Origin of the sequence: Butyricimonas faecalis (genome assembly GCF_003991565.1) — a bacterium.
In the GTDB taxonomy this organism is placed as follows: Bacteria; Bacteroidota; Bacteroidia; order Bacteroidales; family Marinifilaceae; genus Butyricimonas; species Butyricimonas faecalis.
Genome location: NZ_CP032819.1, coordinates 2,144,523 through 2,170,134, shown reverse-complemented (window position 1 = coordinate 2,170,134; position 25,612 = coordinate 2,144,523). Strand labels below are relative to the sequence as shown.

20 protein-coding genes and 2 tRNA genes are annotated in these 25,612 nt (G+C 39.5%); 18 read left to right on the top strand and 4 right to left on the bottom strand.

The features are described 5' to 3' along the window. Nucleotides 1-556 precede the first annotated feature (556 nt). The 16 genes from D8S85_RS09580 (at nt 557) to D8S85_RS09500 (ending at nt 21,972) form a co-directional block, all read left to right on the top strand. Nucleotides 557-1,858, top strand: a complete 1,302-nt coding sequence (locus tag D8S85_RS09580; RefSeq protein ID WP_127075011.1) for a hypothetical protein — start codon at nt 557-559, stop codon at nt 1,856-1,858. Nucleotides 1,859-2,129: 271 nt separating this feature from the next. After that, nucleotides 2,130-2,807, top strand: coding sequence for a TlpA family protein disulfide reductase (locus tag D8S85_RS09575; RefSeq protein WP_127075010.1), 678 nt, complete (start codon nt 2,130-2,132; stop codon nt 2,805-2,807). 10 nt (nt 2,808-2,817) lie between these two features. Further along, complete coding sequence (locus tag D8S85_RS09570; RefSeq protein ID WP_127075009.1) at nt 2,818-4,404, top strand: RagB/SusD family nutrient uptake outer membrane protein; 1,587 nt, start codon at nt 2,818-2,820, stop codon at nt 4,402-4,404. An 11-nt stretch (nt 4,405-4,415) separates the two neighbouring features. Continuing rightward, nucleotides 4,416-5,294, top strand: a complete 879-nt coding sequence (locus D8S85_RS09565; RefSeq protein ID WP_127075008.1) for a hypothetical protein — start codon at nt 4,416-4,418, stop codon at nt 5,292-5,294. A gap of 2 nt (nt 5,295-5,296) precedes the next feature. Then, nucleotides 5,297-6,370 carry a TlpA disulfide reductase family protein gene (locus D8S85_RS09560; protein ID WP_127075007.1) on the top strand — a complete coding sequence of 358 codons (1,074 nt, stop codon included), beginning with the start codon at nt 5,297-5,299 and terminating at the stop codon, nt 6,368-6,370. A 9-nt stretch (nt 6,371-6,379) separates the two neighbouring features. Continuing rightward, nucleotides 6,380-7,438: a thioredoxin family protein gene (locus D8S85_RS09555; protein WP_127075006.1), complete on the top strand. Its 1,059-nt coding sequence runs from the start codon at nt 6,380-6,382 to the stop codon at nt 7,436-7,438. 510 nt (nt 7,439-7,948) lie between these two features. Then, nucleotides 7,949-8,500, top strand: a complete 552-nt coding sequence (locus D8S85_RS09545; RefSeq protein ID WP_127075005.1) for a sigma-70 family RNA polymerase sigma factor — start codon at nt 7,949-7,951, stop codon at nt 8,498-8,500. A 135-nt stretch (nt 8,501-8,635) separates the two neighbouring features. Next, complete coding sequence (locus D8S85_RS09540) at nt 8,636-9,817, top strand: FecR family protein (protein WP_106480512.1); 1,182 nt, start codon at nt 8,636-8,638, stop codon at nt 9,815-9,817. 143 nt (nt 9,818-9,960) lie between these two features. Further along, entirely contained in the window at nt 9,961-13,518 is a 3,558-nt protein-coding gene (locus D8S85_RS09535) for a SusC/RagA family TonB-linked outer membrane protein (RefSeq protein ID WP_240648925.1), read from the top strand. 28 nt (nt 13,519-13,546) lie between these two features. After that, complete coding sequence (locus D8S85_RS09530; protein WP_228423178.1) at nt 13,547-15,142, top strand: RagB/SusD family nutrient uptake outer membrane protein; 1,596 nt, start codon at nt 13,547-13,549, stop codon at nt 15,140-15,142. A gap of 9 nt (nt 15,143-15,151) precedes the next feature. After that, the gene (locus D8S85_RS09525) at nt 15,152-16,084 is read left to right on the top strand and encodes a hypothetical protein (protein ID WP_106480510.1); all 933 of its coding nucleotides are present in this window, start codon (nt 15,152-15,154) and stop codon (nt 16,082-16,084) included. Between the two features lie 11 nt (nt 16,085-16,095). Beyond that, on the top strand, nt 16,096-16,791 hold the full coding sequence (locus D8S85_RS09520; RefSeq protein WP_106480509.1) for a fibrobacter succinogenes major paralogous domain-containing protein: 696 nt from the start codon (nt 16,096-16,098) through the stop codon (nt 16,789-16,791). Between the two features lie 5 nt (nt 16,792-16,796). Next, nucleotides 16,797-17,876: a TlpA disulfide reductase family protein gene (locus D8S85_RS09515; RefSeq protein ID WP_106480508.1), complete on the top strand. Its 1,080-nt coding sequence runs from the start codon at nt 16,797-16,799 to the stop codon at nt 17,874-17,876. An 8-nt stretch (nt 17,877-17,884) separates the two neighbouring features. After that, on the top strand, nt 17,885-19,279 hold the full coding sequence (locus D8S85_RS09510) for a TlpA family protein disulfide reductase (RefSeq protein WP_106480507.1): 1,395 nt from the start codon (nt 17,885-17,887) through the stop codon (nt 19,277-19,279). A gap of 12 nt (nt 19,280-19,291) precedes the next feature. Next, complete coding sequence (locus tag D8S85_RS09505) at nt 19,292-20,431, top strand: TlpA family protein disulfide reductase (protein WP_127075003.1); 1,140 nt, start codon at nt 19,292-19,294, stop codon at nt 20,429-20,431. 164 nt (nt 20,432-20,595) lie between these two features. Next, nucleotides 20,596-21,972 (top strand): aldehyde dehydrogenase, encoded by a 1,377-nt coding sequence (locus D8S85_RS09500; protein WP_106480504.1) that lies wholly within the window; start codon nt 20,596-20,598, stop codon nt 21,970-21,972. A gap of 354 nt (nt 21,973-22,326) precedes the next feature. Here the strand turns inward: D8S85_RS09500 and D8S85_RS09495 are convergent, their stop codons facing one another. From D8S85_RS09495 to D8S85_RS09485, 3 genes are all read right to left on the bottom strand, one after another. Continuing rightward, nucleotides 22,327-22,749: a GNAT family N-acetyltransferase gene (locus D8S85_RS09495; protein ID WP_127075002.1), complete on the bottom strand. Its 423-nt coding sequence runs from the start codon at nt 22,747-22,749 to the stop codon at nt 22,327-22,329. Between the two features lie 94 nt (nt 22,750-22,843). Beyond that, nucleotides 22,844-22,918, bottom strand: a tRNA-Val gene (locus tag D8S85_RS09490). Nucleotides 22,919-22,958: 40 nt separating this feature from the next. Further along, nucleotides 22,959-23,035: transfer RNA gene (locus D8S85_RS09485), tRNA-Asn, on the bottom strand. A 165-nt stretch (nt 23,036-23,200) separates the two neighbouring features. Here D8S85_RS09485 and D8S85_RS09480 point away from each other — a divergent pair. Together D8S85_RS09480 and D8S85_RS09475 are read left to right on the top strand one after the other, a co-directional pair. After that, nucleotides 23,201-23,533, top strand: a complete 333-nt coding sequence (locus tag D8S85_RS09480; protein WP_106480502.1) for a diguanylate cyclase — start codon at nt 23,201-23,203, stop codon at nt 23,531-23,533. Nucleotides 23,534-23,613: 80 nt separating this feature from the next. Next, a complete protein-coding gene (locus D8S85_RS09475; protein ID WP_106480501.1) occupies nt 23,614-25,092 on the top strand; it encodes a catalase in 1,479 nt (492 codons plus the stop codon). A 78-nt stretch (nt 25,093-25,170) separates the two neighbouring features. Here the strand turns inward: D8S85_RS09475 and D8S85_RS09470 are convergent, their stop codons facing one another. Next, the gene (locus D8S85_RS09470; protein ID WP_106480500.1) at nt 25,171-25,560 is read right to left on the bottom strand and encodes an MmcQ/YjbR family DNA-binding protein; all 390 of its coding nucleotides are present in this window, start codon (nt 25,558-25,560) and stop codon (nt 25,171-25,173) included. Nucleotides 25,561-25,612: the final 52 nt, after the last annotated feature.

Here is a 25,612-nt window from a genome sequence, read left to right as displayed (position 1 = left end):
TTGGCGTAAATTGAGAGAATTAAGGTCTGCAACCTTGGGCATGGAAAGCCGAAAGGCAAATATCTCGTCTTTTGTTCTTAGAGGAGGGAGCGAGGTTATGTTTTGGGAACCCCAAAACGCCTCGCTCCACCATGAGGGCGAAGAAATTTTGCTCCCAACGGTTGCAGAAAGTGAGTGTACCAACTGTAGGCAGTGCATAGAAATATGTAAATAGATTTGTCAGGTGTAGTTTATTCTTCCTTTATTTGCACAAAAGTATGTTTTGAGTGTTATAAAAAATAAAAAAATGCACTATTACGTTGATACTTTTGTATTTTTGCACTCAGTTATCTTGGACAGCAGAATTTGAAACACTGAAAATCCGTAATCTGTCTATATGTAAAATCTTTAAATTTGGATTATTATGACTAAGAAGTTTTGGTTAATAGCACTCATCGTAGCTTGCACTGTTGTATTTGGCAGTTGCGATAAGTCTGAGGAATTGAGTGTTGAGCAATGTAAGTTGGATATGAATCTATTCAACCAAACCTATACTGTTAATGATGAGGGGTGCTGTGTGCTAAAAGGGAGAAAGCCAATAGCAGCAGAAGAAATACAGAGTAAGGTCAAGGGCTATGGTTGGGAGAGTATTGCCACTTATGAGGTACAGGAAAACGGAAAGTTGAGCAAGGAGGAATTTTGGAAAGACAGATTTGGTGGCAGCCCTACACACTTTTGGTTTGAGACATCACAGCAAGCTTTTAGTTATTTTTATAGTGATGCCTTGCCAGCCTTTTGTTTCAGTCGTGTATCATGGACTTATGACATGGACAAAGGCTTCATACTGTTTGGCAGCAACAAGCAGACAACAGACAGCAGATACATGCAGATTCTTAAGCTTGACGAGTCGAATGGCAAGACCTTAATGTACACCATACAAAAATTGGGAGCGACGAGTGATGGCAGCAATGGTTACAAGTCTATATATGGCATGATTGTATATAAACGCATGACCGAAACCGATTTGGAAATGATGAAGAAAAGTTACACGTATGATACGGATATTGACCGTTCTGTTCCCGACAACTGCAAGTTTAAGATTAAGGCATACTATGCAGAAGACGACAAAGACAACACAGACCCTGTGTTTCAGACCTTCTGCCTTGTAACATTTGAGCTTACCGATGAATATGGTTTCAACTCTTCAGATAATGCCTATTACAACTACTACGATTCAATTACTTGGACGAGTGATTGTCGTGATATGCCAGATAGCTTTGGAATCATGGAACGTAAGACAAACTGTTTGAATACTTCCTATTGGTGGAGCACATACTTCTTCACGCCTCATGACAATACTATTGTCTATGCCAATGGCTATAAAGATGGCCGTATTGTCTATCAAGCCCGAAAGAGGCTCTATTTGGTGAATGATGGATTCTTTGGTTACGATTGGGATAACGTAAGGTATAATTCCAAGAACCCCGAACTAACAGAATATTGCTTGCTGGACAAGAGCCGTGAGTTTATCCTAACTCCACCTACTGCCTACAAAGAAGACATTACAAAACCGTATGCAGAGTTACGTATTGTACTGAAAGGAGCAAAAGACAAAAACGACAAGGAATATATGTTAGGCGTGCTTGAACGTGAAAGAGAAGGTCTGTTGAAGATTATGGACCAGTACTATGAAGCACATAGTACTATAAAAGAAACAGAAAAGGCTTCGCTGTGTAAAACGTTTAAGGCACTACCCGAAGATGCTGATATTAAAGCATATTGGCGTACAAAACATTCTCGCATGGTACTGATACTTAAAACTGACGGGGAAGACCCTATAAACAGTGAATACTATGTGCATGCGGAACCAATTAAATGATAAATAAGTTTAATGTGGACAACAATAGTCATAAGGCGAAGTTAATCTTTGTTTTATGACTATTGTTTTTTTGCACCAACATAGTGTGGTTTCATTTTTATTTTGTATTTTTGCAACTGTAAAGAGTTGTTAGGCAAAGCAAACATATGCATATTGCAGAAGTTGTGACTATTGCCAAATCATTACCTCTATTGAGGTTGAACACTTATAAATCGCTCATTTTAAGCTATTCAGCAGATTATAGAAGAATTTTTCGGAAAAATATTTGAATTTGAATCTTTTGCGTACCCTTGCCATGGGATTTCCCTTGCCGGATGAAGAATGGGAGGCTCATAATGCGGAGATAGATATGCTTGTCGATTCGAATCTGAATAGGATTGCGACAGTCTATTTCCTTGAAAATTTAATTACGATGAACAAATATCCTTCTGCGAAGGTTTTGGAACATTATGATCATTTGACCCAAGATGTGAAAAATTCTTACCCGGGGATGTTGTTGAAAGAAAAGTTTGATATACTTAGGCAAACGAGTGTAGGGGGAATTGCTCCGGATATTGATTTGCCGGACGTGGATGGGAATCACGTGACGTTATATTCTTTGCGAGGGAAGTATGTGCTAGTGGACTTCTGGGCCTCTTGGTGCAGACCCTGTCGGGAAGAGATCCCGAATCTGAAAATGATTTATGAGAAATATAAGAATCAAGGATTTGAGATTTATAGCGTTTCTTTGGATGATAAGCGAGAATCTTGGATTGCGGCGATTACTGAATTGGATTTGCCGTGGATTCACGTGTCTTCATTGAAAGGATGGGATTGTCCCGTGGCAAAGCATTACAATGTAACAGGAGTTCCAAAGATGTTTTTATTGGATCCGGAGGGGAAAGTTGTTGCCATAGATTTACGTGGTGAAGATTTGGAGAAGAAAGTGAATTCTTTTTTTAATATATAATACGATCAGCATGAAAAAAGTTATATATATAGTAGTTTGTGTCTTTGCGTTATTCGGATGTTCGGGATTTCTCGAAGAGTATTCGCAGGATAAGGCTTACATCCGAAGTTATGAGGATTTGGATGAATTGTTATTGGGAAATGCTTATTTCGTGAGATATCAGACGCGCAATAGCTGGCAATTTTCGGGAGTATCCGGGGATCTTTACTATCCATGGATTCACGTGTTGGCTGATGAATTGTGTCAACAAACGGGAGGTTTTTCGTGGGTTGCGGGTGGTGCTTGTGGTTCTATTTATGGCTACTATACCTGGCAGTACCGTGTTTATGAAAACGTGGAAGGGAAACAAGTATGGGATGACGGGGCGGATTTCAGACATCTGTATTCCCATATAAATGCTTGTAATATGATTTTGGAGGAGACGAAAGCATTTGAGGAGATGACGGAGGAGGAAGATGTGCAGAACGTGAACCGGATTAAGGGCGAATGTCATTTTTTAAGAGGGTGTTACTATTTTTTATTGGCTAATTTTTACGGGAAACCTTATGTAGCATCAACGGCAGAGAGTGATCCGGCAGTTCCGATCAAGACATCAAATTATGTGGAGGATAAGTATTACAGTCGAAATTCCGTGGCGGAGGTATATAAACAGATTGTGACGGATTTACTCGATGCGGAGAAGTTTCTGAAAGATGTTCCGAAGAAATCCATGTGGAGAGCGGATATAAATGCCGTGAGATTGATGTTAAGCCGGGTGTATTTGTATATGTGTTTGTATGAAGAGGCAGAGAAGTATGCGGCATTGGTAACAGAAAATGGACCTCAACTAGAAGATTTGAATAGTTTTTCCGGGAAAGAATTTCTAAGTACGAATTTGTCTGAATTGATTTTTTCGACCGGGGCGTCTTCATTACCCGGAAACGTGACATTTTATTCTCGCAATGATGGGACGGAACCGGGTTTTGTTAGCGGTAATGATATGCGAATTTCTAACGAATTGTATGAAGCGTATAATCCTCGAAATCCGATAGATTTGCGTTTGCAATATTTTGTTCTTGACTATGATGGGTCTATTCGTTATCGAAAATTACAAGGAGAGACTTTTCAGACAACAGATTTGTCAGATGTTTTCTTGATGCGAACAGCGGAGGCGTGGTTGAATCTGGCGGAAGCGGCGGCCTGTGCAGGTGATGAACCGACAGCAAGGAAAGCTTTAAATACTTTGCGAGAGAAAAGAATTAAGCGAGAGTTTTTTGATGAATCGGAAGTAAATGGTCTTACTGGAGAGAACCTCGTGCAGTTTATCCGGGAGGAACGTAGACGTGAACTTTGTCTGGAAGGACATCGATGGTTTGATTTAAGGCGTTACCGGGTGGCAGAAAAGTATCCGCAGGAAGTAACTGTGGAGCATGTTTATGTCAATAAAACGTATAATAGTTCGACGTATGAATATGAGACATTATGGATACGAAAATTTGTATTGACAACGGATGATCCCGCATGGGTAATGCCTTTGCCTAAAGCGGAGATCGATAAGAATACAGGAATGCTTGATAATCCTCGGAACGAGAGGGGGTATGAAGATGTAAACAATTAATGATGAATACAATGAAAAAGTATATATTGGGATTTGTAATTGCGGTTTGTTTATGGGCTTGCAGTAAGGAAGACTGGCCAAGTAACGATCAGTTAGAGGTTAATTTTTTTGCCGTGCCAGAAGGTGCGACAGGAGAGGAAGCTGAGTTACGTCGAAAATTTTTTGACAAGACGGGGGTGTATTTGTTGTTTAGTGATACATTGGGATGTCGGAATATTACAACGTTATCGGGGGAAACAATTGTAGAATGGCAAGTGGTTGATTTGATGTGGAATATGAATACAAATAGTTTTGCAGATTCTTTGGGTTTCTTTCCTTATCAGGTTATCGGGAAAAAAGAGGCAGCAGCAAAATTTGTACAAGATGAGTTATTAACGGGTTTGCCGGAATTGTTTTATCCCTATTCAATTTTGTTGACAGAGCGATTGGTGCTTTTTGAAAATTTTTATGGAACGTATGTTCCGGGTGAGGTTGCCGTTTATTCCGGAATGCAGGCAACGGCAATCGCTTTAGGGGATATTGCGACGGCATCGGACGAGGAGAAAGAAACCTTGAAGAACGAGATCATGAAAGCGATGATTGTTAATAACCTTTCTTTGATTAAGGATAGTGATCTTGCCGTTTTTTATAGCTATAGTACAGATTATTATGATATTTCTTCGTGGAATGTGCCTTTCCCTGTGGAAAGTGTTGGATTTTTGCCCACCTATGCTTCTAGCTGGATGGTGACTTTTAATACTAAAAGTTTAGATGTTTTGGCTTATGTGGAGGAGATTTTTAACTTGTCGGAAACGAAATTCCGGGAAACCTATGCCGAGTATTCCGTTGTGATTGAGAAGATGGAAGAGATGGTGAAGGTGTTGCGAAAATATGGAGTAAACGTGTACTAGTTATGAAAAGGTTTATTATAATCAGTTTGTTGTTGTCTTTTGTCGGGCTTGGAGTTTCGGCTCAGGAAAAAGGGTTTGTCATCAAGGGACAAATACCCGGGATGAAAGATGGCATTAAGGTTTCGCTTTTGACGGCAGAGACAGCACCTTCGGAAGTAATTGTTGAAACAACCGTGAAGAACGGTTGTTTCGAACTCAGGGGACAGGTGGAGGGGCCGATGTTGTGTACTTTGATTACGAATAATCTGGCTCTTGTTTCTGATCAGGATGAAACCGAGAAGATTAGATGGACTTATACACCGGTGTTTGTGGATAACGTGGAGATGGCAGTAGAAACGGAGCATTATGATAGTATCCCATTTTCAGACCCGATAACTCCTTGTTTTAAGATTATAGGAGGAGAGGTGCAGGCAGATTTTAATGCATATAATCTTTCAATCGTGAAAGATAAAGATAGTAAAGAGAAACAATGGGAGTTTATTCTTTCACATCCTCATTCCGTGGTATCAGCTTATTTGGGGAATATTATGATGCGGGGTGGTTATGAATTAACCCGAGAAGAGGTGGAGAAGTTAGAACAAACGATTGTTTCTATTCCTGCAGATCCCGTTCGTTTTAAGGAGTTCAAGCAGAACTGTGAGTATGCAAAACAAACGGTGAAGGATAATGTTATCGTGAATTTGGCCTTAAATGACGTGAATGGGAAGGCTTGTGATTTATCGGGGGTAATTCCTCTAGGGAAATATGTGTTGGTTGATTTTTGGGCTACATGGTGTGGACCTTGTATGGCAGCGATTCCACATGTAAAGAAGTTAGTAGAGCGGTTTCCTGATACTTTTACAGTGATCGGAATATCTTGTGATACAAATTTGAAAGCTTGGAAAGTTGCAATTGAAAAAGAGAAAGCCACATGGCCGCAGTATGTGCTCACGAAAGAAGGCTACAAAGATTTTTTGACCAAATATCAAACAAGTGGAGTGCCTTATTTCTTAATTCTGAATGAGGAAGGAAAAGTGATTTGTAATCCGGGATACATTGAGGATGTTGAACGGGAAATAGAACGTTTGTGTAAATAGTATTGGAAGATGCATAGGATTGTTTTAAGTATATCGATTTGTCTGTTAATGATGAACGGATACGCTCAGCATGGCGTGAAGTTTATGGAGGGAAATTTTCAAGAAGCCTTGGAAATCGCAAAACAGCAAAATAAAATGCTTTTCGTGGATGTTTATACTTCTTGGTGCGGACCTTGTCGCTGGATGAGCGAGGAGGTGTTGCAGACGCCGGAGGCTGCCAAGTATTTCGATAAATATTTTGTGTGTTTCAAGATTGATGCGGAAAAAGGGGATGGGATGGCGTTTGCTGAAGAATATGGCGTACGTGCTTATCCTACTTTTTTGATGATATTGCCGGATGGTACGTTGCGGCATAAGATTGTGGGGGCAGATACGTTGCATATTTTTATTTCCCGGGTGGCGCGGGGATTAAAAGAGAAAACTTCGTGGGGGTATTTTATGAAGAAGTACTCGGAAGGAACTTTGCAAAAAAAAGAAATTCCGATGGCGGTGGGTGTGTTCCGGGAAGCCGGGATGAAAGAAGAAGTGAAAAACTTGTCGGATTCTTTGTTTGGACTGTTGTCTTCGAAAGAAAAATTTGCTTCTCGTTATTGGGTGGTTTATGAAGAGTTAAAATATAGTGATCTGTTTGCTCCCCGGTTTAAGTTTTTCGTGGAGAATAGGGGTGAAATAGCAGGCAAAAAATATGAAGAGGTTTCTTTCAAGATTATTTGTACGATGTTGTCTGATCATTTGATTAATAACACGACAGGACGAATTACGAGTAAGGAAAATCCTTGGAATTGTGGGGACGCAAACGAGATGCCTTACATGCGTTCATTGATCAAGATGTCCGATTTGCGTGATAAGGAATTTTTCCTTGTTTGGTGCGATTTGGCTGAGGCTTGTTATTTCGGGCAGGCGGATCAAGTAAAGGAATATATTCGTAAAATGACGATTTTACCTGAGGCAATTGAATTTGGACGTTCTTTTGTTTGGGCATTTCAACAGTATTTCCCGGATGAAAAGGAGGAGTTAATAAAATTGAGAGAATTGTGGAATTTGGACGAGGATAATTGCAGAAAGTGATAGGAATTAAAAATATGTTTGATGGCCGCATCTTTTTTGATGCGGCTATTCTATGAAGGAGTTTGGCGAAGTTGGGAGGAAGTTGGTTTTACATATCTTCTATTGACAAACAAATGATTTCAATTTGATAATTGGGCAATAGTTTATTTTTAAGATGTTCTACATTGGTAGCTAATAATTCGGGTTTGAAATTTTTCTTTTGTCATTTTACTTCAGTAACGATAGTTTGATTTTTCTCCAATTTCAAGGTGAAATGAAATCCTGTACAATTAGATCCATTTTGAATTTTTTTGCAATAGGTATTTCAAATGTTTGATATGTTGCAGTATATCAATTTATAGACGTTATGTTCTATTGTAAAATTTTATGCTCTTAACTTTGTGATGCTCGTAATTGTTACGGTCGTAACAAAGGTAGTCTAAAATTTAAATATAAAGATTGATTATGGCGAACTATTGATTTATTGATATATTTTTTATTTTTGGAGGAAGATTTTTGAAAACTGCTTTCATGGATATAATTGAAGGGATAAACGGGAAAAATAATCGGGTGTTCAAGGTTTTTTTTGAAGAGAATTTCTCTTCCATCGTGATGTTTGCCGATAAATACTTGGACGATATGGAGGCGGCGGCAGATGTTGCTCAGGAGTGTTTTATCCGTTTGTGGCATGGAAATCAGACTTTTGAGTCGGAGGATAAAGTGAAAGGTTTTTTATACACGACCGCAAGGAATTTGGCCTTGAATGAATTGAAGCATGATGCGCTTGTCTCCCGGTATGTACAAAAGGGAATGTTGGAATCGGAGGAATATTTGCGGGATAACGTGGTTGAAGAAGAGGTGTACGCGATAATTTATAAGGCGATAGATGAGTTGGCACCACAGTCTCGAAAGGTTATTCTGTTGTCGCTTCAAGACCTTTCAAATGGAGAAATTGCCGAGAAGTTGGGAATTTCGGTTAATTCGGTGCGAACATTGAAACAGAATGCTTATAAGAGGCTAAAGGGATTGTTGAAAGAGTATTTTTATTTTCTTTTCTTGTTGGATTTTACGAGCTGGTCTTAGTTTTTATATTTCTGATATTCACGTGTTTTTAGTGCTTGCTTTCGAAAAGTGATGAATAAAAAATAATTTTTTTTGTAAGGGGATTCATCGTTTTTGTTTTTTCAGTTGTTATATGTATGTAATCAAAATAAAAATATGGATGTGATTTCACGAAATAAGAGGATTTGTCAGTTAATTGCTAAACAACTTTGGGAGGGATTGGGTGATGATGAAAAACAAGAGTTGCAGGAGTGGATTCAAGCGTCCCCAGAGAACAAATTGCTTTATGATGAGCTTGTAAAACGGGAACGGGTGAAGCAATATGTGAAGAAACGGGAATCTATTGATGTCGGTCGATACGTGACGATGTATAAACGGGAGCTAGGAATAAAGAGCAAGTGGAGAGTAATTAATCGGTGTTGGAGATATGCGGCAGCTATTCTAGTGTTGTGCGTCGTGGGTGTTTGTATTTGGATGAATAAACAAGAAAAGGTTGGAATTAGTGAAATTGCCCAAGCCGTGATAGAGCCGGGGAAGGCGAAGGCTTTGTTGGTTTTGGATGATGGTCGGGAGATTGAGCTGGGGGACCAGAAAGCAAGTAAGGATTTAGAGGAGAGTGGAATTGTGATCGTAAGTGATTCTTCCCGGATAAAGTATAATCAAGAAGAGAAGGCGGAAGAGAAAGAGGTTATGAATAAAATCATTGTTCCCACGGGTGGGGAGTATAATTTGATTTTAAGCGATGGAACATGGGTATACTTGAATGCCGAGAGTGTGATTACATTTCCAAAAAAATTTGTAGGAGAAAGACGGGAAGTTATTTTGGAGGGAGAGGCATACTTTCACGTGACGGCTTCTAAGGAGCATCCCTTTATTGTAAAAACGAGAGATATGGATGTACTTGTGACTGGGACTGAATTTAACGTGAAGGCCTATCCCGATGAATCGAATGTGCAGACCACGTTGTTGCAAGGGAAAGTGGTCGTTTTTGTCGGAGAGGATAAAAAAGAAAAAGTGGAGATTCGGCCTAGTCAACAGGCGGAATGGGATCGGGGTAGAGTGAAGTTGCAAGTGCGAGAGGTTGATCCGGATTTGTTCGTGGCATGGAAAAACGGGCATTTTATTTTCCGGCAGGATCGTTTGGAAGATATCATGAGGGCATTAGCACGGTGGTATGACATGGAAGTAATTTATTTGGATGCATCAATAAAAGATATGGCTTTTGCCGGTAAGCTAGATCGTAGTGAAGATATTACACCGATATTAAACGTGTTGCGAGCTACAGATAAGTTAACGGTGAAGGTGAATGGAAAACGAATTATTCTGGGAGTGAAATAAAAACAGGTGATACTGCGAATATCACCCGTTAAGACTTTCACTTTGTATATAAAGTGTTTTAATTAAATCTGTACTACAAAATTATGAAAAAAAAGTGGAAAGGATACTTTCCCCACGGGGAAATGTATGTAAAAATTTTTAGAATGATGAAATTGTGTACGTGTCTGCTATTATGTTCCGTCATGTCAATATCGGCAAATGTGCGGGGACAACATGCCAAAATGAGTTTAGACCTAAAGAGCGTGACGTTGGAAGAGGTGATCTGGGCTTTGGAGAAAAAGAGTGATATAACATTCTTTTATAATGTTACGGATATGGAGGGGATTGACAAGATGAATGCCGTGTTTAAAGATGTACCTTTAGAGAATATTTTGAATGAGGTACTGAAAGGTACAGGACTTTATTACGAGATTCAGGGAAAGGTGGTTGTGATCAAACGGAATTTGTCGTCGTTTGTCGCAGATAGTTTGAAATCTATAACGATTAAAGGAATCGTTACGGACAATAGGGGAGAGGCTTTACCCGGAGTGAGCATAATTTTGAAAGGGATGCAGACGGGAGTTGCGACTGGGATAAAAGGAGACTTTTCATTGAACATATCTAAAAGGGATTCAGTCGTGTTGGTTTTTTCTTTCGTGGGGATGAAAACGAAAGAGGTAAAATGGACAGGACAAGCTTTATTGAAGGTTGCTTTGGAAGAGGATATTAACGAGATTGGGGAAATTGTGATTACGGGTTATCAGCAGCTAGATCGTAGAAAATCAACCAGTGCAACCAATTCATTTGGTATAGAAGAAATCAAAATCCCGGGAGTGACGAATTTGACTCAAATGTTGGAAGGTAAGATTCCAGATATGGTTGTTTTATCGAATAGTGGTGAAATAAATGCTACTCCTCGTTTACGAATTCGGGGAACTTCCACGATTATTGGTAATCGAGAACCGCTTTGGGTTGTAGATGGTATTATTGTTAGCGATCCGGTGAATCTGTCTCCTGACGTGTTGAATGACCCGGATTATGTGAATCGTATCGGTAATGCAATTTCAGGGTTGAATCCACAGGATATAGAACGTTTAGATGTTTTGAAAGATGCTGCCGCCACGGCTCTTTACGGTACACGTGCTGCTAATGGTGTTATTGTAATTACGACGAAGAAAGGGAGAACGGGTAAGCCCATTGTTTCTTATTCAGCAACAGCAACTTTACGTCAACGTCCACGTTATACGGATCGTAAGATTAATTTGATGAATTCGAAGGAAAGAATCCAATTTTCTCAGGATTTAGTTGCTAATCATTACGTGTATCAACAAAATATGCCTTTGGTTGGATATGAGAATGCATTGAGTAAATATTATGATGGAACCTACACGAAGGAACAGTTTCAAACGGAAGTTGCCAGGTTGCAGACTGTTAACACGGATTGGTTTGATTTGTTGACACATGATTCTTTTTCTCATGATCATAGTATAAATGTATCTGGTGGTTCCGAGGCGGTTCGTTATTATGCATCACTTGGGTATACGAATGAAGATGATGTGATACAATCAACTACAAATCATCGTTATACGGCAACGGCCAAATTAGATATGACGCTCTCTCCCAAAATACAGTTGTCATTTAATTTGAATGGTTATTTGAATGATAGAGAATACAATCAAGGTGAAGTGAATCCGATTGATTATGCCTATCATACAAGTCGTGCAATTCCGGCATTTAATGAAGATGGTACGTATGCTTATTATCAAAAATATGTATATTTTGTAGGTTTTTTGAATTATAACATACTGAATGAGTTAGAAAATAGTTTCCAAAAACAAAGTGTGAGTGGTTTTACTGTCACGGCCAATTTACGTTACAATATAACAGATTGGTTGAACGTGAATGCTATCCTTTCCGGTACTACTTCTGCCGCAGAGATTGAAGGCTATTGGGGAGAAAAGACGTTTCATGTTGCGAATTTACGCCGTTCGGAGTATGGCGAGAAAGCTCCGGAGAATAGTATGTTACCTTATGGGGGAGAGTTGACAACTAATACGACGAAGACTAAAAGCTACACGGCTCGTTTACAAGCTAATTTGAGTAAATATTGGGGAAAAAACCAAGAACATTATTTGAATGTGGCGATTGGTGCGGAAGTGAATGCAACAAATTATAACGCTTTTTCTTACACACAGAGGGGATATTATGCAGACCGGGGAAAGTCGTTTGTAACAGATATTGATCCGGGGTATTATGCTACCTATTATGCAAGTTGGGTAAAAAGTAATGTTCCGGTCATCACAGATAGTCGTACTAATTTGTTGGCTGTTTACGGAACGGTTTCTTATAGTTATAAAGATTATTTCACATTAAATGCTAATACTCGGTATGATGGGTCAAATAAATTTGGTTCTCGTAGTAACGAGAAAATATTACCGGTGTGGTCCGTTTCCGGTATGGTCGATTTGAAGACGGTAACAAGGATTAATGCTACTTGGCTTAATTCTTTTACGATGAAGGCTTCCTATGGGGAGCAGGGGAATATGCTGGATGGACAGACTCCAGTTTTAGTACTTAAGAAAGGTAGCTATAGTGATTATTACGATAAAATGACTTCTACTGTGGCTAACGGAGGTTTTGCTAATCCTGATTTGAAATGGGAGAAGACGCATTCTTCTAATTTTGGTCTTGAAGCCTCATTCTTTAAAAGCCGTTTGATGGTAGGTGTCGAGTATTATTATAAGAAAACTACGGATGCTTTTATGAGTAAGCAAATTTCGGATATTAATGGGTTTACTTCTTATACAGTTAATTCTGGAACAGTTATCAATAAAGGGTATAATTTGAATCTAACAATAACTCCTGTTAAATTGGAAGATTTTAATTGGATTTTTTCCGGCTCATTGTCAAAAATAAAGAACGAGATGAATACTGCTCCCGGCCAAAATACCTATGAATTGAATGATTTCTTAAATGGTACGGCTGTCGTGAAAGGGAAAGCTATAGGTACGTTTTATTCTTATAAGTATGTCGGATTGAGTCCTGTGGATGGAGGACCATTGTTTGATGATTGGGAAGAGCGTCGTGTAGAATTAGTGGGACTTGATAAGTATAATACTTATACCCGTGTGTTAAAAGCTTCCGGCCAGAGAGATCCGGATGTAACAGGTGGTATTTCGAATACATTTACGTATAAGCAATGGAGACTGGGGATTCAGATGAATTATAGCTTGGGAGCAGAGACTCGCTTGTTCCGAATGATGGAAGATTTTGTGAATGGTTATTCGGCGGAATCGAATGTTAACAGGGATTTACTTAAAGCTTGGAAAAAGCCTGGAGACGAATTATATACAGATGTACCGGCTATTATGGGGCGGGGGTCAAACGGATTCGGTTATTATAGTTATCATTGGAGTGCCAGTACTTCTGCCGATGTGGTGAAAATTGCAAATAATGCATGGACAATGTACGATTATTCAGATTTGAGGGTTGTAAGTGCCGATTATCTCAAGATTTCCAGTATCTCTTTGACGTATGAGATTCCCAAGAAAATATTGGAACGTTGGCGATTGAACCGCTTGGCATTGACTTTAGGAGCTACAAACTTATATACTTTTTGTAATAGTAAGTTGAAAGGACAAACCCCAACGCAAGGAGGTTTTTCTGAAATTCAGTTGTCTGATACACCTACTTATACGATAGGATTAAACCTTCAGTTCTAGTATGATTATTTAATAAAAGAGAAAAGATATGAGATATTTAGTATATATAGGAACGGTAACAATCTTTGTCTTGTTGGCGAGTTGTTCGGATTTCTTGAAAGAATATTCCCAAGATACCTATTATGTCACATCGTATGAGGATTTAGACGAGTTATTGGTCGGGGATTGTTATTTGCCAGTTCAAAATTCAGGATCTTCTTCTAATTATGGTTTTTTTATCCATTTTTTGGCAGACGAATTGGAAGAGCAGAATAGTTATTGTATGGCATGGGGTGGAAGTGGTGTCGGTAGTCTTAAAGGTGACGTGTTTGGCTACTACACGTGGCAGCAAAGAGTCGGACAGAATGATGCTTATTCCGGGTTCTTGGCAGAAAATGCGACATGGACAGAGACTTATCGATTGATTAATGTGGCTAATAATATTATTGCTAGCGTTAAAGATGTCCCACAAAATTCTGATGAAGAGAAAATAGGAGCCTTGCGTGTGAATGGAGAAGCTCATTTTTTACGTGCAACTTATTATTTTTGGCTAGCTAATTTGTATGGTAAATCGTATGATCCTTTAACAGCGGCGACCGATCCGGCAGTCCCGATAAAAACAGAGGAAAAGGTGAATGACATAAAATATTCTCGTAATACAGTGCAAGAGGTGTACGAGCAGGTTCTGGGCGATTTGAAGATAGCTGAAGAATGTTTATCGCAAACAACGCATCAGAGTATATATCAGGCTGATATAAATGCTGTGAATTTGTTATTAAGTCGAGTTTATCTTTATATGCAAAATTGGAAGTTAGCGTCTGATTATGCAGATAAAGTGTTGAAAGCAAATGGTTATTTGATTGATTTAAATAGTCGGAAGTCTTATGATGGTTTCCTGTCAAAAAACTCTAAAGAAGTTCTTTTTTCTATGGGAGGGAATGATGTGCCTTGTTTCTTGAAATATGATTACCAAAATTTCCGGGTGGCACATGAGTTATATGATGTGTATGCGGAAAATGATTTACGAAAAAGTCAGTGGTGGTGGAAGCGCAACACGTTTATCGGGTATACCAAGATCTCTTTCGGGCCGGGGGTTACAGGCTATCTTGATCCGGAAACAGATGCTAATTATTATAATGTAGAGTATAATACCGGTTGGTTTAATCAACAATGTGAGGTTTCTGATAAGTTCCTTTTCCGTACGGCAGAGGCGTATTTAAATAAAGCGGAGGCAGCTGTTTATTTGGATGACGAGGATGAGGCGAGGAAGCAATTGAATGCATTGCGTGAAAAACGTTATCTTGATGGTAGTAATTATGAAGTTACTGAGGCTGGGAGAGACTTGGTTGAAGTAGTTCGAGAGGAACGTCGTAAAGAACTAGCGTTGGAGGGACATCGTTGGTTTGATTTGAGGCGTTATGGTGTGTGTGAGAAGTATCCGGATTCGAAATTATTGACACATAATTACACGTATTATGATAATGGCGCCTCAACACAGATGTTAGAAACTCATGTATTTACGTTGGAGCCTAATGATGCGGCTTATATTTTACCTATTCCTCAGGAAGTTCTTGATTTCAATACCGGTATGGTAAATAATGAACGTCCTTGGAGAGCGTATACAGTAACAACCCCTAAAGATTAAAGTAAAATTATGAGATATTGTTTTATATATATAAGTGTATTGCTCCTGTTAGGAGTGGTTGCTTGTGGTGATGAAGATGCATTGACTCCTGAGGTAGACACGATAACGGATTGTTTTGCACCAGATCCGAATGCAACGGATGAGGAATCTGTTTTGCGTCGAGAGTTTTATACAACAGAGAAAAGTTATTTACTTTTTAATGATACTCTTCGTCATGAAGAGTTAGGCATTGATTATAACGGTGATATGCAGTATAAAACTGAACTATTGGATATCGGATATACGTTAGGTAGCGGCATGGTTGGTGGCTCTATTGATTACAAGTATGGCTATTTACAATCCATTGAGGATAAAAGGGCTGCAGTAACTTTCTTGAAAGAGTATGTTTTGCCGCATTTGTCAACATCGTTAAAACCTTTCTCTTGGTTTGTTCCTGCTTCTATTTCTTATATGTCCGGTAATACTATGGTTACTTTAACGGCTGTTGCGGGACAACGGAGTGTCGTAATTGCAGTAGGGAGTGACATCACGAGTAAAACAGATGTACAGAAGAAAAGTTTGGCTTCTTCTATTTTTGCGAGTTATTTAGGTAATCAGTTTATTAATAATGAAGCGGCGTTAGAGGAGTTTTATGCTGTATGTGATGGATTGCATGGGGGAAAATTTAGCACAAAAGATAACCCGACTCAGAGCGAGGAGATTAACATGAAGCATCAGTATGAAGCAGGATTCGTGACGCAACATTATATTCGGTTCGGTTCTTTTGAGATGCGAACAGTGGGCCTCTATCCGACAAAGGATGAAGATATTACCTCTTTCACGGAATTTATTTTCACGTATACAATGGAAGAGATTAAAGCGAAATTTGCAGATTACCCTAAAGTAATCAAGCGGGCTCGGATGTTAAGTGATTTAATAGTTGATTTAGGTTACATATATTAAAAGATATAGCGATGAATTTATACAAGATTGCCGTATATATGCTACTAGCTCTATTGGGGCTTGGCTGTAGTGATGATGATAATTTTACATTGCCTGCTATTACACCGGAGGCATCCGGAACCTTTACAGACGAACGGGATGGTTTTGAATATCATTGGGTACGTATTGGTGGAAAGGATTGGATGATGGAAAATTCTCATTATAAAATAGATGATCAGACCAAGTGTCGTTTTTATGTAGATTATGCACATAGTGGAGAGGGGAATCCTGAAGATAAATTTTCTGAAAAATATGGGTTTCTTTATACTCGTCAAGGTGCTTTAGAAGCTGTGCCGGAAGGATGGCGTTTGCCTTCGGATGAAGATTGGAAAGGATTGGAACAAGCATTAGGAATGTCAAGAGCGGAAGCGGATGAGTTGGACTGGAGAGGTGATGTGAGCGGAGCATTGATGAAACAAACTGACGAAGGTGCCATGCTAGGTTTTCAAATGGCAGGTTATTATACTCCTTACATGATCATGGCAACTCCGGGATACCGATTTATTGGGACTTATGGTTTCTATTGGACCTCGACGAGAGATGATTCTAAAGAGGGAGAATATTATTATTATAGAAAATTGTATTATGATTCTTCGCAAGTTTATCGTCAAAGTATGGAAGCAGAGGCAGAAATGTTGAGTGTTCGTTTTGTACGTGATGTAAAATAATAAATATGGAAATGATGAAAATATTCTCTTTATTTATAGTTTCCCTTTTTGGGTGTATGTCCTTATTTGCACAAGAAAAAGGTTTTGTGATTAAGGGACGTATTCCCGGGATGCCGGATGGCGTGGAAGTATCGCTTTTGGCAGCAGAGAAAGATTTGTTGGGAGGTGAAAGTTCTACATTGGTTGAGACTACGGTGAAAAATGGTTATTTCGAATTACGTGGTAAACTTGACGCTCCTCTCTTGTGTACGTTAATAACGAATAATCAGATGCTGCATTTGAAAGATACTTCATGCCAGATAAAATGGACATATACTCCATTATTTGTAGAAAATGTAGAAATTGCGATAAAAGCTGATGATTATGATAGCGTTACTTCTGAAACCCCTTTCATTGTAGAGGGGGGAGAAGCACAGCGGGATTATGCCGAGTATCAGCGTTTGAAAGAAGAGCGACGAAGAGGCGAAAGTGCTGAATGGGAATTTATTCTATCACATCCTCGTTCTGTTGTTTCTGTTATGTTTGCTAATCAAATGCTATTAAGAGGGTATAACCTGACTGGAGAGCAAGTGAAAACATTGGAAAAGTCTATTCTTTCAGTACCTACAGATACTGCACGTTTTGCGCTTTTCCAAGAACGGATCGCACATGCTAAATTGACGGTTATCGGGGCTCCATTAATGAATTTAGAAATGAATGATCTTGACGGAAAATTAATAAATCTAGTGGATGTTGTCCATGAAGGTAAATTTATGTTGGTTGACTTTTGGGCAAGTTGGTGCGGAATGTGTATTCATGCTATGCCCAAAGTGAAAGCTTTACAGGATGAATTCAAGGATCGTTTGTTAGTGATCGCTGTTTCATGTGATAAAAATTTGAAGGCATGGCATAAAGCAATGGAAAGGATAAATGTTCCTTTCCCGCATTACGTGTTGACGAAACAAGGGTATAATGACTTTTACGTGAATAAATATCAAGTACGTAACGGGGTTCCCTATTATATATTGATTGACCCGGATGGGAACGTGGTAAAAGCACCAAGAGGGGCAGAAGAAGTACGTGAGATATTAAAACAGAATAAATAGGACGTGACATGAAGAAATTTGTAATTGTTAGCATGATAATTTTGTCCGCTTTATCTCTTTTTGGACAAAAGCATGATAAAATTTATTTTAGTGGTAGCGTGAAAGGGTTTGTCAATACTCCTTGTGTGGTTTGTGATTTTTCAATGGAGGGAGTAGAGCCTGATACGTTGAAAGTGGCTGCAAATGGAACGTTTTCTAAAGAATATATGTTATCACGGGCCAAGGAGGTCTTTTTGAAGATAGGTGAAGGGAAGCAAACAAAGTTTTATGTGGCATATTTTGTCCCGGGAAAATCTTTACATGTTGATTTTGTTGCTGAGGGTGAAAGTGTTATTCCCCATTATAGCGGAGATACGGGAAAAGAAACGGCCTATCTTAATTTGCATCGGGAGCTAATCACGCTTTCCCCGATGTTTTCAGCACAAGCATGGCAAGTGGTGCCTGATTTTAAAGCTTGCGTCCGTTATGTTGATGAAAAGCTTGTTCCGATAAAGGAAGCGCTGGATAAAGTGGATGATAAGGTCTTTGTGGAAAAAGAAAAGAAAGGTTTGAAGAATGAACTTGCCAGTCATTATTTCAGTTATGCAGATGCTAAACAAAAGATAGGTGTGGACATGGAGAAGGATGTGGACTTCATGAAGTATGTAAAAGGGATTGATTTTAATGATACTTTACAAGAGAGAGCTTTAATGTATTATTTGAATTGGTATGTGGGGGCACACCCGAATTTATACCCAAAGGGAATGCCTGTAAATGCAGTGAAATTGCGTTGTTTGAAAACGTTCGTGTCAAATCAAGATATGCGAAATAAGGTTGCACGGACACTTCTTACGGCACATTTGTTCATGCAGATGTTGGGTGCTAATATTTCGGAAACACTTCCCTGTGTTTATCGAGAATATTTAGATGTTTCTACGGATGCGCAAACTTGTGAATATGCACGTGCTCAGTTAAAAATAATTGATAACACTGCCGTGGGTACAGATGCTGCAGATTTGAAAATGGTAGATATTAATGGAAAATCTTTTTCTTTAAAAGATGTCGTGGGGAAAGGTAAATATACTTATATCGATTTCTGGGCGACTTGGTGTGGACCTTGTTGTAAAGAAATTCCATTTATTGAAAAATTAGTAGCGAAATATAAAGATCATTCGGTTATTCGTTTTGTTAGTATTTCAATAGATACAGATATTGCTGCATGGAAAAAGAAATTGATTACGGATAAGCCAACTTGGGAGCAATATCTTATCCCGGAGGCGAACCAAAAAACTTGTGCAGAAATTTATGGTATTACAAATATTCCTCGTTTCATGATATTTGATAAAGAAGGAAAAATGATGGATGCTTCAGCTCCTCGTCCATCAGAAACTAAAACTGACGAGCTATTGAATGGGTTAAAATAAAGAGATAAAAAGATGAAAAAATTAATCATATTAGGATTGTTTATTTGTATTGTGTGTGTTGCTGAAGCTAGTAAGCCTTATCAAGTTAGTGGAAAATTGAAAGTGCCGAGCGATACACTTCTAGTTATATCTGTGAATACAAGTACTGGTGTTGCTTCTAAACTGGATACGCTTGCATTACAGGATGGAACGTTTGCTTTTAATATGCCGGATACGACTGTAGTTTATTCTGTCGGTTTGATTTGTAAACCCTTGGCTGGTGATGTGAATGGCTTGATTGCTGCTATGTTCAACCCGATTCGTTTGATTGTTGTCCCCGGAGAGAGGGCCGTTGTAACAGGGGAGGCCGGAAATTATCAGATTATGGGGAGCGAATTTTATCAAAATTTGCGAAGTGTCGAAAATCAATTAAAGAGTTATCAACAGGAATCAAATAGATTAAGTTCTCGAGTTGCAGAGATGGAGGGACGAGGGGATCATGTTGATCTTATCAACCTTGTGCGGGATTCTTTAAAAATGGTTCAGAATGAAATTTCAGAAACCGTGATCACATATATAAAGAATAATCCGGTGAAAAAAGTTTCTGCTGCTTTAATCAGTTATGTAGTAGATGAAAAGAAACGGACAGCTTTTGACATGTTGGACAGTAGTATAAAAGGTGGGGTGATGGCTACTTATGCTTTGACGCTTATCAAAATGGCTGAGAAACAAATGGCACAAAAGAAAGCTGCAGCTAAAATTCAACCAGGAATGCCTGCTCCACAATTCACCTTGAAAGATCTGCATGGAAAAGATGTTCATCTTGCTGATTTTCGGGGTAAATATGTTGTACTTGACTTCTGGGGTAGTTGGTGTGGATGGTGTATTAAAGGGATTCCCGATATGAAAGTTAGCTATGCAAAGCATAAGGATAAAGTGGAATTTATCGGAATTGCATGTAATGATACAGAAAAGAAATGGAAAGCAGCTGTTGAAGAGCATGGATTACCATGGGTGCAATTGATTAATGATGAAAACGTGAATGTATCTTTGATGTATGCCGTATCGGGGTATCCTTCTAAATGTATTATTGATCCGGAGGGGAATATTGTGAAGATGATTTCTGGTGAAGATCCTAAATTTTATACGTTTTTGGATAATTTGTTAAAGTAAGAATCTGTTTTGAAATGAAAGTTGCGTTGGCGAGTTGAATCTGCGGATATATAAATAATTGGTTATCATTTGACTACTTGAAATTGCTTTCATAGCTTAATGGTGTCCAATTATTTATATCATGGGAAACAGTTATTTTAACATGATATAGGAATGATTGGAATATGGTAGAATCGGAAAATAGAAAAGAGAAGTACACGATTCCTTTACGGGAGTTTTTTGACAAGGGAACGACAAGGGATGTTGCTTGCAGGATAGAACGTTTAAAAGCGTTGAGACGGGCTATTATCGGACAAATGAAAGAGATAAATGCGGCCTTGTGGAGTGATTTGAGAAAATCAGAGGGTGAGGCTTACCTGACGGAGATTGGTATGGTGCTGGGAGAGATTAACTATCATGTGAAACATTTGAGACAGTGGGCGAAGTCTCGACGACAGGCAACCCCACTGGCTGTTTGGCCCTCGAAAAGCTGGATCATGTACGAGCCGTATGGTGTTGTGTTGATTATTGCCCCTTGGAATTACCCGTTTCAATTATTGTTGGAACCTTTAATTGGTGCCATCTCTGCCGGAAATTGTGTCGTGTTGAAACCGTCTCCTTTTGCCCCGGCAACGGCAGAAGTTATAAAAAAGATTGTAGCAGCAGTTTTTGAACCTGGTTATGTTTCTGTGTTTGATGGAGAAGGGAATGTGGCAGAGCTATTGTTGAGTGAGCGTTTTGATTATATTTTTTTCACAGGAGGTTCCCATTTCGGACAACATGTTATGGAAATGGCGGCGAAACATTTAACCCCAGTAACTTTAGAGTTGGGAGGGAAAAGTCCTTGTATCGTGGGACGTGGTGCGAACGTGGAGATTGCGGCTCGTCGTACGGCTTGGGGAAAATTTATTAATGCCGGGCAGACATGTGTTGCCCCCGATTACGTGTTTGTGCATGAAAATCAAAGAGCAGAATTTGTTGAGGCTGTAAGATTGACCGTGAAACGATTTTATGGGGATCGCCCGTGTGATAGTCCCGATTATCCGCGGATTGTTCACCGGGAGGGAACAGAACGGTTAGCGAACTTAATACATGCTTCAGGACAAGTGGTTTTTGGAGGGGAAGTGAACGTGGAGGAAAGGTATATTGCACCTACGGTACTGATAGACGTGGAGGCTGATAGTCTGATCATGCGGGAAGAGATATTTGGTCCCATTCTGCCTGTGCTGACTTATAGGGAGATAGATGATGTGATTCGTTTTGTGAATAAACGGGATAAACCCTTGGCGCTGTATTATTTCGGACCTAAGCGAGAGGCTCGTGAAGTTTTAAGTCGGACTTCTTCAGGTGGGGCTTGTGTGAACGACACGATTGTGCATCTGGCAAATCCCCGTTTGCCTTTCGGAGGTGTGGGGATGAGTGGAGTTGGAAAGTATCACGGGAAAGCGAGTTTTGAACTTTTCAGTAATTTACGTTCCGTGGTAAAATCTTTCACATTTTTTGATAACCCTTTTCGTTATGCCCCGTATAAATGCTTAAATTTATTGAAAAGATTCATGTAATAAAAGTTCGTTAAAAGTTTGTCAAACTTAAGTGGCTTTGGCTATAAATAGGATGAGTTCTTTGAAAAGTTTGTAATAACTTGTGGAGCTGGGTTAATACCAGACACGCAAATAAATCGTTCAAGCATATCGGTTCAGATCCCAATTGGTAAAGTCTGCCTTTCCGTCATATTATTGTCGTTTTTTTGCTGACAAGATAATGGTTGTACTAATCAACTAGGTCCTTGGCCATGTTTTTCAAGATCTAACAATCCGGTGTTCGGATGTGATCTAAAGTCATGCATTTATGGTTATCGATGTCAATAACTCCGATGCCCGACAGGCACTCGGATTGATATTACTTATGTTTATAAACTACAGCTGCATGTGTAAAATAGGATATTCTTTCCCTTCACCGTCCAGGTTTGACCTTTTGTATATGTTAAAGCCTATATGTTTATAAAAACCGACAGCTTGAATATTTTGCTCATTCACATCGACTTTCGTTACTTGTAAATTATCTATGGCATAAGTAATTAATTTTTTCCCTATTCCTGTACCTCGATAATTATTGTCAATAAATAGCATTTCAAGGTTCCCTTCTGCAATCCCCATAAATCCGATTAAGATTCCCTCTTGTTCAAATCCGAATAGAGTGACATGCTGGAAATATATAGGAAGTTGTTCTTTGTAATATAAAAAGTCTTCCTCTTTAAGAAAATCATGTGTACTCGATACTGCACTTTCCCAAATTTCCATTAAACGAGGATAATCCGTAACTTTTATTTTTCTAATCATAATTGTAATTTATGTTATAAAGTTAGTAATTTATGGCTCACGTGAGCCTGAAAAGTAGGTAAATAAAAAAGAGGTCCTTTTTGAACCTCTTTCGTGGGCGCTGAGGGATTCGAACCCCCGACCCTCTGGGTGTAAACCAGATGCTCTGAACCAGCTGAGCTAAGCGCCCTTGTTACTTGATTGTGAAGCTCTACTGGCTTTCAACTTCTTGGCTCCTCAGGTAGGACTTGAACCTACGACCTACGGATTAACAGTCCGCCGCTCTAACCAACTGAGCTACTAAGGAATTTTTCTCAAAAGCGATGCAAATATAGAGGTTTTCAGGGAAACTGCAAAATATTTTCAAGAAAATTTCAAGAAAAATGTGGATGGAAACTATTAATTCGTGAAAATGGAAGAACAACATGCTGAAAAATTGTAGTTTTGTGCATCAATTAAAAAAATGGCAGCTATGGATTACATGAAAGAATTGAACGTGGCCATCACGGTGTGCGATAAAGAGGGAAAGATCCTTCAAATGAACGATAAGTCACAGAAAACAAATCACGGTGATCTCGTTGGTCAGAATGTGTTAGATTGTCATCCGGAACCAGCCCGCACTAAATTGGTGCAGTTGATGACAGAACATGCTACGAATGCTTACACGATCGAGAAAAACGGCGTGAAAAAATTGATTTACCAAACCCCATGGTACGAGAATGGCGAATTTATGGGATTGGTGGAATTTTCTTTGGAGATTCCTTTTGAGATGCCGCATTACATCCGCAAACCGAAAACGGAGTAAAATTTCGATTCGTTTGTAAAACTTTTTAATGATTAATAAGGTATAATCGGTATACATGATAACGAATATACCTATTAACCATGGAAAGAAAACAAAAACTAACCACCGAAGCCGGGACTCCGGTTGGTGATAATCAAAACATTCAGACTGCAGGGCCTCATGGACCAGCTCTCTTACAGAACGTTTGGCTAATCGAAAAATTGGCTCATTTTAACCGGGAGCGAATTCCAGAACGTGTCGTACATGCCAAGGGGAGCGGAGCATTTGGTACGTTCACGGTGACAAATGACATTACCCGTTACACCAAAGCGAGTATTTTTGCACGGGTTGGCAAGAAAACCGACGTGTTCATGCGTTTCTCCACGGTAGCGGGAGAGCGGGGTGCAGCCGATACGGAACGGGATGTTCGGGGATTTGCCATGAAATTCTATACCGACGAGGGAAACTGGGATCTGGTCGGGAATAACACGCCTGTTTTCTTTATCCGGGATCCGTTGAAGTTTCCCGATTTTATTCACACGCAAAAGCGGGATCCGAAGACAAACCTGAGAAGTAACACGGCGATGTGGGACTTCTGGAGTTTGTCACCAGAAACTTTGCACCAGGTCATGATCTTGATGAGTGACCGGGGGATTCCTCAGGATTTTCGCCACATGCACGGTTTCGGAAGTCATACGTTCAGTTTTTATAACGAATATAACGAACGTTGTTGGGTGAAATTCCATTTGCGTTGTATGCAAGGAATCGCCAATTTCACGAACGAAGAGGCGGAAAAGATCGTGGCGAAAGATCGTGAACATTCCCAGCGGGATTTGTTTGAGAGTATTGAGAAGGGAGATTTTCCCAAATGGAAAATGTGCGTGCAGATCATGCCGGAGAAGGATGCGGAAACCTATCGTTTCAATCCTTTCGACTTGACAAAGGTTTGGAGTCATAAGGATTACCCGTTGATTGAGGTGGGTGTGATCGAATTGAACCGAAATCCGGAGAATTATTTTGCCGACGTGGAACAGTCTGCTTTCAACCCGGCCAACGTGGTCCCGGGAATCAGTTTTTCACCGGACAAGATGTTGCAGGGACGTCTGTTCGCTTACGGTGATGCACATCGTTACCGTTTGGGGATTAATGCGGATTCCATTCCTGTAAACGCACCTCGCTGTCCAATGCACAATTATCACCGGGACGGTGCCATGCGAGTGGATGCTAACGGTGGCGGTGCCGTGAATTACGAGCCGAACAGTTTTGGTGGCCCGGTAGATAATCACGCTTATAATCAACCGCCTTTTGAAATTCAAGGAATGGCTAGTCATTATCAACAAGATAAAGATTATTACACGCAACCGGGTGATTTGTATCGTTTGGTTCCGGAAGATGAAAAAATGCGGATCCATACGAATGTTGCTGCGGCGATGGAGGGCGTTCCCATGGATATAAAAGTGAGGGTTGCTGCTCGTTTCTATCAGGCAGATGAACGTTGTGGTAAGGGAATTGCCGAGGCGGCAGGTTTGAATATGAAAGATGTGCTTGCTGAGGTGAAACGTCAGCAGCAAGAAGATTAATAATAATTTTTACAGACTGACGGTTGGGGAATACGTTGTGTGTTCAAAAATAAGTTAATGTAAAAATCTCCCCAACTGTTAGTCTTTGTTTATTCGGTTAGATGCAGTTAGCGAGAATTCTGGAAAGTTTTCTTTTATAAAACGTTGTGGGAATTTCTTTACGACTTCCCGGAATGAATGTTCGATAAGCTCTCCAATGAATTTGTCGGGAAGTGTGCCGTGCATATCAATTCCATTCCAGTATTTTTTATTGAAGTGAAATGCAGGGGTTATTTCCGGATATTTTTCACGTAACTCAAGGGCCCAGCTCGGATCACATTTTACAGCAATCCATTCGAATGGCATGATGTCCGTGCAACAAAACATTTTGTTGAAAACTTTGAAAACTAACGTGGTTTCGTCAAAAGGAAATTCTTCTGTCGTGTGCGGAAAAGATAGACAATATTCTCTTAATTCCAAGATATCCATAATTGTGACGTGCTAAAATGATAGAGAATGAACTTTGAAAATGATATAAAAT

Bases quoted from the DNA above. Each gene is read 5' to 3' on its own strand.
- D8S85_RS09570 (WP_127075009.1), top strand. From the start codon at position 2,818: ATGAAAAAAGTTATATATATAGTAGTTTGTGTCTTTGCGTTATTCGGA.
- D8S85_RS09565 (WP_127075008.1), top strand. From the start codon at position 4,416: ATGAAAAAGTATATATTGGGATTTGTAATTGCGGTTTGTTTATGGGCT.
- D8S85_RS09560 (WP_127075007.1), top strand. From the start codon at position 5,297: ATGAAAAGGTTTATTATAATCAGTTTGTTGTTGTCTTTTGTCGGGCTT.
- D8S85_RS09555 (WP_127075006.1), top strand. From the start codon at position 6,380: ATGCATAGGATTGTTTTAAGTATATCGATTTGTCTGTTAATGATGAAC.
- D8S85_RS09545 (WP_127075005.1), top strand. From the start codon at position 7,949: ATGGATATAATTGAAGGGATAAACGGGAAAAATAATCGGGTGTTCAAG.
- D8S85_RS09540 (WP_106480512.1), top strand. From the start codon at position 8,636: ATGGATGTGATTTCACGAAATAAGAGGATTTGTCAGTTAATTGCTAAA.
- D8S85_RS09535 (WP_240648925.1), top strand. From the start codon at position 9,961: ATGATGAAATTGTGTACGTGTCTGCTATTATGTTCCGTCATGTCAATA.
- D8S85_RS09530 (WP_228423178.1), top strand. From the start codon at position 13,547: ATGAGATATTTAGTATATATAGGAACGGTAACAATCTTTGTCTTGTTG.
- D8S85_RS09525 (WP_106480510.1), top strand. From the start codon at position 15,152: ATGAGATATTGTTTTATATATATAAGTGTATTGCTCCTGTTAGGAGTG.
- D8S85_RS09520 (WP_106480509.1), top strand. From the start codon at position 16,096: ATGAATTTATACAAGATTGCCGTATATATGCTACTAGCTCTATTGGGG.
- D8S85_RS09515 (WP_106480508.1), top strand. From the start codon at position 16,797: ATGGAAATGATGAAAATATTCTCTTTATTTATAGTTTCCCTTTTTGGG.
- D8S85_RS09510 (WP_106480507.1), top strand. From the start codon at position 17,885: ATGAAGAAATTTGTAATTGTTAGCATGATAATTTTGTCCGCTTTATCT.
- D8S85_RS09505 (WP_127075003.1), top strand. From the start codon at position 19,292: ATGAAAAAATTAATCATATTAGGATTGTTTATTTGTATTGTGTGTGTT.
- D8S85_RS09500 (WP_106480504.1), top strand. From the start codon at position 20,596: ATGGTAGAATCGGAAAATAGAAAAGAGAAGTACACGATTCCTTTACGG.
- D8S85_RS09495 (WP_127075002.1), bottom strand. From the start codon at position 22,749: ATGATTAGAAAAATAAAAGTTACGGATTATCCTCGTTTAATGGAAATT.
- D8S85_RS09480 (WP_106480502.1), top strand. From the start codon at position 23,201: ATGGATTACATGAAAGAATTGAACGTGGCCATCACGGTGTGCGATAAA.
- D8S85_RS09475 (WP_106480501.1), top strand. From the start codon at position 23,614: ATGGAAAGAAAACAAAAACTAACCACCGAAGCCGGGACTCCGGTTGGT.
- D8S85_RS09470 (WP_106480500.1), bottom strand. From the start codon at position 25,560: ATGGATATCTTGGAATTAAGAGAATATTGTCTATCTTTTCCGCACACG.